Genomic DNA, 6,890 nt, shown 5'->3' with positions numbered 1-6,890 from the left:
GTCCACAGCGCAACGCCGATCAAAACCAGGTCCTTGAGCAGGAATTGGCCCGGCAGCGCGGACAACACCGGAATGCCGGCGGCGTGGGTCGAGACCACCCCGGGCGTGGTGAACAAGAAGCTCAGCGTTCCCATGAAGAGCACCACGGCAAGGGCGCTGCCCGCGGCCGACGCGCGCGGCCATACCGGTCGAAGCGCAATGAGAAGCGCCGCAACGATTTCCATCGTTCCCAGTCCGCGTGCCACCGTGGTGACGGAGGCCACGTGATAAATCCAGCTCATCAGAGGGTTGTGCTCGATGAGCACCCGGGATTCCATCTTCACGTACTTGCCGAATCCGATCCAGGCCAGCACGAGGACCAGTCCGTAACGGCTGACCAGCTGTCCGGTGCGGGTAAGCAATTCGGCCACGCGGGGCGGTGTGATGGTGGGGGACAGGGTGCGGTCGATCATGCGGAGAGGGTCCTTCCTTCGGAGCGGCGCGTTCCTCAGCATGAGTAACGATTCGCTCCCGATTGGGTTCAATGACCCAGTTCCTCGAGTCCGGCGACGATGAGTCGCAGTCCGTACGCGAATTCCTCCTCTAGCGGAACGGGTAAATCAGCGGCGACTGTGACCGTCGCGGGATAGCGGGACGGATCAAGCTGATGGAACGCGGCCGTCAGTTCGTCATGCCGGGCAGTCGTCGATCCGGAGAGTTGAATCGCGAAGCCGAGGACATAACGCGCCAGTGTCGCGTAGGCGTGAGCGGCAACGACTGGGGAAAATCCGTTGGCTAGAAGAACCGACAGGATGAGCTCGCGCTGAGCAAGCGCATTGGGCCCCATCGGCACGTGCCCGATGAGTAGCGATGCAACATTGCCATGTCGGGCCAGCGTGTCGAACATGTTCTGTGCGAACGATATACAGGTCCGCTGCCAGGGGAGTGTCGCGGCGGTTTTGGGATCGAACTCGATCTCACCGAGCATGCGATCGACCACCATTCCCACCAGCTCCGACCGGTCGGCGAAGTGACGGTACAGGGTGGCGGTACCCGACCCCAGGCGCTGCGCCAGGGAACGCATTGACAGCGCATCGGCCCCGTGCTCGTCGACGAGCTCGATGGCCGCGGCGAGGATCCGGTCCAGCGGCACGGGCGGGCGCCCGCGGGCGCGTCCCGATGGCTGCTCGTTCGGCACTGCGCGCATCTCCGAAATCCCTAGGTGGCTCTATGGTTTGACAGCGCGACAATTTATGGACACACTGTATCCATTAATTGGACCGGGGTCAACCTCCCACGACAGACAAGGACGTCCGCCATGCTGCTTCCCTTGGCATCGACGCCGTACGTAGCTCCCACCGACCGCGACATGCTTCCCTCCGAGCGTCGCGAATTCGTCCGTACGCATCGGACCTGTGTATACGGTTACCGCCGCCGGAATGACGGCCCCGCGATGTCGATCGTCTACTACATCCCCACCGACACCGACGAACTGCTGGTGTCCACCATGGCCGGCCGCGGCAAGGCCCGAGTCATCGAACGCGACGGCAAGATCAGTCTGTGCGTCCTGGACGAACGGTGGCCGTTTGGCTACCTACAGGTGTACACGGACGCGACGCTTGACGACGACCGTGACCTTGCCGTGGACGTCATGATGGCGGTCGCGTGGCGAATGTCCGGTCAACCGCTCGGCGAGGAGGCACGCCCGTCCGTGCAGGAGATGTGCGACCGGGAGAACCGCGTCGTCATCCGGTGCCGGCCTTACTCCACCTTCGCAACACCGCCGCGCCACCTGCACCGCAACGATGAGGTTGACCAGTTGAGCCATTGGGTGTCCGGCGTGATCCCGTGGGACGCGCCCGATCCGTCATGACGTCGCGTAGCGATCGCGCAGTTTGGCCAGCGTCGCCTCGATGCCTGCCGCGTTCGCTTTGCGGAAACCCATCCGCTCGTAGTACTTCAGCGCGTTCTTGATCGCGCCGGCTTCGCGGTAGTCGAACGTCTCGGTGACCCGCGTCCTCGTCGGTGACAGCGACTCGAATTCCCAGCGCCAGCAGTGTCCTACGGGGTGGCGCCATTCGATCAGCTCGTTCGGTTTGAGGGCCGTCACCCTGCTGGTGATGCGGTACGGCACGCCATACATCTTCATCTTGGTCGAAAACTTCGATCCCACAGCCATTTCCGCGGGAACACTGATGTTGTCGCCCACCGTGCCCGACCCGTCCAGTTCGTGGTGCCGCCGCGGATCGATGGCCATCGCATACAGCTCTGCGGCCGGGGCGTCCACTTCGACCGAGCGGCTCACCTGTCGGGGACCCGCGTCGACAAGGTTGACGGTCATGACGGTCTCCTTCCGGGTATCCGGCAGCGCGGACTCGACGCTACGCTTCGCCGGATTGAACCTTTACAACACTGTTGTTCGAACAACGACGTTCAGCGGGGAGGCGTTCGGTGAGCCAGTCGATTCCGGGAAGGGTGGCGTTGATTACCGGCGCCGCGCGGGGACAAGGGCGGGCGCATGCGGTGCGGCTCAGTGCCGAAGGCGCCGACATCATCGCGGTCGATATCGCCGGGCCGTTGCCGCCCAGCGTCCCCTACGACTCAGCGACGCCCGACGACCTGGCCGAGACGGCGCGACTCGTGAGCGCCAACGGCCGAAGGGTCATCACTTCGGCGGTCGACATCCGTGACCTCGACGCGCTGACGGCCGCCGTCGACGCGGCCGTCGAGGAGCTGGGCCGCCTGGACATCATCGTCGCCAACGCGGGGATCTGCAGTCCCGCGCCCTGGGACCAAATCACCGCGCAAGCGTTTCGCGACACCATCGACACCAACGTGATCGGCACCTGGAACACCGTGATGGCCGGCGCTCGCCACATCATCGACGGCGGTCGTGGCGGCTCGATCATCCTCATCGGATCCGCGGCCGGCATCAACATGCAGTCGTTCATGGTCCACTACACCGCGAGCAAGCATGCCGTCGTCGGGATGACGCGCGCCTTCGCCGCCGAACTCGGCCGCTACAACATCCGGGTCAACAGTTTGAACCCGGGAGCCGTCGCCACCCCGATGGGTACCGGCCGGATGCGTGACGCCCTTCGATCGGCCGCCGACAGCTACCCGCACCTACGAGGCCTGCACAAACCGTTGCTGCCCGACGGCATCGCCCAGCCCGAAGACATCTCCGACGCGGTGGCGTGGCTCGTCTCCGACCAGTCCAGGCTGGTCACCGCCAGTCAGGTGTCTGTCGACATCGGCGTGGGCTACGTCTGATCGCATTCCGAGCCCCACTCCGGGCCCGCCCCTATGCCGCCGACCAGGCACAATCGTTTTGCCTCATACCGTGTATCGGTGATGCCTATACCGCAGGGGCGTCCGGAAAGGAGCGTCGTGACCACGCGCGAGTATCAGGTGAGCGGGATGACCTGCGGGCACTGCGAGGCCGCCGTGAAGGACGAAGTGGGCCGGATCCCGGGGGTGAACGGCGTGGACGTCGACGCGGGCACGGGCAGGCTCGTCGTGCGGAGCTCCCTTCCCGTCGACGCGGGCGCGGTGCTGCAAGCGGTCGACGAGGCCGGCTATCAGGCGGTCCTGGTCGCGTGACGGCAGAAGCTAACACGGTCAACAACGTCGAGCTGGAAATCGGGGGGATGAGCTGCGCCTCCTGCGCGGCGCGCATCGAGAAGAAGTTGAACAGGCTGGACGGCGTCAGCGCCCAGGTCAACTACGCGACCGAAAAGGCCGCCGTCACTCTCCCCCTCGGATATGACGCGCGGGAGCTGATCGCGGAGGTCGAGAAGGCCGGCTTCACCGCTGCGCTCCCGCGACCAGAACCCGGGCCCGAAACGCCCGCCCGTGCGGGCGACGGCGAGCTGGCGGCGCTGCGCACCCGCCTGGTCGTCGCGATCGTGCTCGCAGTCCCGGTGATCGCGCTGGCGATGCTGCCCGCGCTCCAGTTCCGCGGCTGGCAATGGGTGTCGCTGGCCCTGGCCGCCCCGGCGGTCGCGTGGGCGGGCCGCCCGTTTCACGCGGGCGCGTGGGCCAGCCTCAAGCACGGCGCCGCCACGATGGACACACTCGTTTCCATCGGGACGCTCTCGGCATTCGTGGGCTCCGTGTTCGCCTTGCTCCTCGGGACGGGACACGTCTACCTCGAAGTGGCCGCGGGCGTCACCATGTTCGTCCTCGCCGGCCGCTACTTCGAGAAGCGCGCCAAGCGGCGCGCGGGAGCGGCGCTGCGGGCCCTGGTCGAGCTCGGGGCCAAGGACGTCGCCGTGCTGCGGGACGGGTCGGAGACCCGGCTGCCCGTCGACCAGCTCGCGGTGGGCGACGTGTTCGTGGTGCGCCCGGGCGAAAAGATCGCCACCGACGGGATCGTCGTCTCGGGCTCCTCCGCCGTCGATGCCTCGATGCTCACCGGTGAGTCCGTCCCCGTCGAGGTCGGCGAGGGCGACGACGTCACCGGCGCCACCGTCAACGTCGGGGGGCGCCTGATCGTGCGGGCCACCCGCGTGGGCGACGACACCCAGCTGGCGCAGATGGCCATGCGCGTCGAAGCGGCGCAATCGGGCAAGGCCCGGGCGCAACGGCTCGCCGACCGCGTCTCCGGCGTGTTCGTCCCGGCCGTCATGGCCGTCGCGATGGCCACCCTCGCAACGTGGCTGGCTACCGGCGCTTCCCTTACCGCCGCGTTGACCGCCGCCCTCGCGGTGCTCATCATTGCCTGCCCGTGTGCGCTCGGGTTGGCGACGCCGACCGCCTTGCTGGTCGGCGCCGGCCGGGCGGCCCAGCTCGGCGTGCTGATCAAAGGACCCGAGGTGTTGGAGTCGACGCGCAAGGTCGACACGATCGTGCTCGACAAGACCGGCACCGTCACCACCGGCAGGATGACCCTGGTCGACGTGATTGCCGGGAAGCACACGGACCGCGAAACGCTGCTGCGCTATGCCGGGGCCGTGGAGGACGCCTCGGAACATCCCGTCGCGCAGGCGATCGCCACCGCCGCACGGGCGGAACTCGGCGCCCTGCCCGCGGCCCGGGATTTCGTGGCGGTGGGCGGGCAAGGCGTGCACGGGAAGGTGGACGGCCATGCCGTCGTCGTCGGGCGGGAAGACCTGCTGGCCGGCCGGGACCAGCAGCTCGACGCGGAGCTGTCGAATGCTAAAGCCCGCGCCGAGGCCGACGGCAAAATCGCCGTCGCCATCGGGTGGGACGGCCGCGCGCGCGGGATCCTGGTGGTCGCCGACGCCGTCCGGCCCACCAGCGCAGAGGCGGTCCGGCGGTTCGCGGCCCTGGGACTCACGCCCGTGCTGCTGACCGGCGACGACGAGACCGTCGCCCGGCGCATTGCGGAGCAGGTCGGCATCGCACACGTCGTCGCCGGGGTGACGCCCGCCGGCAAGGTGGCCGCCGTCGAATGCCTGCAATCCGAGGGCAGGGTGGTCGCCATGGTCGGCGACGGCGTCAACGACGCCGCGGCCCTGGCCCTGGCCGATCTGGGGCTCGCCATGGGGACGGGCACCGACGTGGCGATCGAAGCCGCGGATCTGACCCTGGTGCGCGGCGATCTGTGCGCCGCGGTGGACGCGATCCGGCTGTCGCGCCGGACCCTGCGCACCATCAAGGCGAACCTGTTCTGGGCCTTCGGCTACAACGTCGCCGCGATCCCGTTGGCGGCGCTCGGCCTGCTCAATCCGATGGTGGCGGGCGCCGCGATGGCGTTCTCCAGCGCGTTCGTCGTCGGAAACAGCCTGCGACTGCGCGCGTTCGCTGGCACGACGCGCACAGATCCTGTGGGATAGTTGATCTGGCCTACCGCGATCTTCGAGCCTTGGCCGGTGGGTTATTCGCAACCAGATTTGATTTAGCGAAGGTCACCGCCGTTGCCCCCATTCGTCGAACAGCTGTCCTTGCTGCATGGCTGGCTGCCGGTGGCGGCGCAAGCGCTCGCGCTGCTGGTCGTCGTCGGCGCGATCGGTGTGACGAGGCGACGTTGGCGCGGCTGGGCGCTTCCGGTGGCGCTGGGCGCCGCGGGCCTGGCCACCGCGCTGTCGTACTGGTACATCACGTCGATCGGTGTGGCCGGGGACCCGGCCCCGGTGACGCTGTGGCTGTGGATCGCGATGAGCGGGCTCGCGGTCGCGGTGCTCGCGCTCGGGTGGCCGGGCGCCCGCTGGTGGCGTCGCGGCCTGGCGGTGGTTTCGGTGCCGCTCTGCGCGCTGTGCGCGGCCCTCGCGTTGAACGGCTGGGTCGGCTACTTCCCCACCGTGGCGGCCGCCTGGGACCAGCTGACCTCCCAGCCCCTGCCCGATCAAATCGATCGGCTCAGGGTCACCGCGATGCAGCTCGAGGGGACCAAGCCGGTCAAGGGCGTCGTGGTGCCCGTCACGATCAGCGCCGATGCGTCGCACTTCCCGCACCGCCAGGAGCTGGTCTACCTGCCACCGGCCTGGTTCAACACCAATCCGCCGCCCCGGCTGCCGGCGGTGATGATGATCAGCTCGGCGTTCAACACCCCGGCCGACTGGCTACGCCCCGGCGGCGCATTCACCGCCATCGACGACTTCGCGGCCCAACATCACGGCTTCGCCCCGGTGCTGGTGTTCGTCGATCCCACCGGCACGTTCGACAACGACACCGAATGCGTCAACGGCACCCGCGGCAACGCCGCCGATCACCTGACGAAGGACGTGGTGCCCTTCGTCGTCTCGAACTTCGGGGTGAGCGCCGACCGAGCCAACTGGGGCGTCGCCGGATGGTCGATGGGCGGCACCTGCGCGGTCGATTTGGCGGTCATGCATCCGGAGCTGTTCAGCGCGTTCGTCGACATCGCCGGCGACCGCAGCCCCAGCATCGGGTCGAAGGACCAGACCATCGCCCGGTTGTTCGGCGGCGACGGCGCCGCCGGGCCG

Annotated in this window: 8 protein-coding genes; 5 read left to right on the top strand and 3 right to left on the bottom strand. The window is 68.0% G+C overall.

The genetic code is table 11. The features are described from left to right. Together A5706_RS01945 and A5706_RS01940 are read right to left on the bottom strand one after the other, a co-directional pair. Positions 1 to 452 (bottom strand): DUF417 family protein (locus tag A5706_RS01945; RefSeq protein ID WP_068126518.1); only part of this gene is annotated, 452 nt, incomplete at its 3' end. Between the two features lie 68 nt (positions 453 to 520). Continuing rightward, the gene (locus A5706_RS01940; RefSeq protein WP_197517723.1) at positions 521 to 1,126 is read right to left on the bottom strand and encodes a TetR/AcrR family transcriptional regulator; all 606 of its coding nucleotides are present in this window, start codon (positions 1,124 to 1,126) and stop codon (positions 521 to 523) included. 171 nt (positions 1,127 to 1,297) lie between these two features. Between A5706_RS01940 and A5706_RS01935 the strand changes: the two genes are divergently transcribed. Beyond that, positions 1,298 to 1,852 (top strand): pyridoxamine 5'-phosphate oxidase family protein, encoded by a 555-nt coding sequence (locus A5706_RS01935; RefSeq protein ID WP_068126514.1) that lies wholly within the window; start codon positions 1,298 to 1,300, stop codon positions 1,850 to 1,852. Here the strand turns inward: A5706_RS01935 and A5706_RS01930 are convergent. Then, positions 1,847 to 2,320 carry an SRPBCC family protein gene (locus A5706_RS01930; RefSeq protein WP_068126512.1) on the bottom strand — a complete coding sequence of 158 codons (474 nt, stop codon included), beginning with the start codon at positions 2,318 to 2,320 and terminating at the stop codon, positions 1,847 to 1,849. The genes A5706_RS01935 and A5706_RS01930 overlap by 6 nt on opposite strands. Before the next feature lie 110 nt (positions 2,321 to 2,430). On the opposite strand from A5706_RS01930, the gene A5706_RS01925 reads away from it, so the two are divergent. The 4 genes from A5706_RS01925 to A5706_RS01910 all read left to right on the top strand — a co-directional run. After that, entirely contained in the window at positions 2,431 to 3,252 is an 822-nt protein-coding gene (locus tag A5706_RS01925; RefSeq protein ID WP_068126510.1) for a mycofactocin-coupled SDR family oxidoreductase, read from the top strand. 117 nt (positions 3,253 to 3,369) lie between these two features. Next, a complete protein-coding gene (locus tag A5706_RS01920) occupies positions 3,370 to 3,582 on the top strand; it encodes a heavy-metal-associated domain-containing protein (protein ID WP_068126509.1) in 213 nt (70 codons plus the stop codon). Next, positions 3,579 to 5,780, top strand: a complete 2,202-nt coding sequence (locus tag A5706_RS01915) for a heavy metal translocating P-type ATPase (RefSeq protein WP_369831776.1) — start codon at positions 3,579 to 3,581, stop codon at positions 5,778 to 5,780. The genes A5706_RS01920 and A5706_RS01915 overlap by 4 nt, the downstream gene beginning before the upstream one ends. Positions 5,781 to 5,861: 81 nt before the next feature. Further along, the coding region (locus A5706_RS01910) for an alpha/beta hydrolase family protein (protein ID WP_068126507.1) at positions 5,862 to 6,890 on the top strand (1,029 nt) is incomplete at its 3' end.

It is taken from the genome of Mycobacterium sp. E796, from assembly GCF_001672815.1.
In the GTDB taxonomy this organism is placed as follows: domain Bacteria; phylum Actinomycetota; class Actinomycetes; order Mycobacteriales; family Mycobacteriaceae; genus Mycobacterium.
The sequence above is the reverse complement of the archived record's forward strand: the minus strand, read 5'-3'. Positions and strand labels throughout refer to the sequence as shown.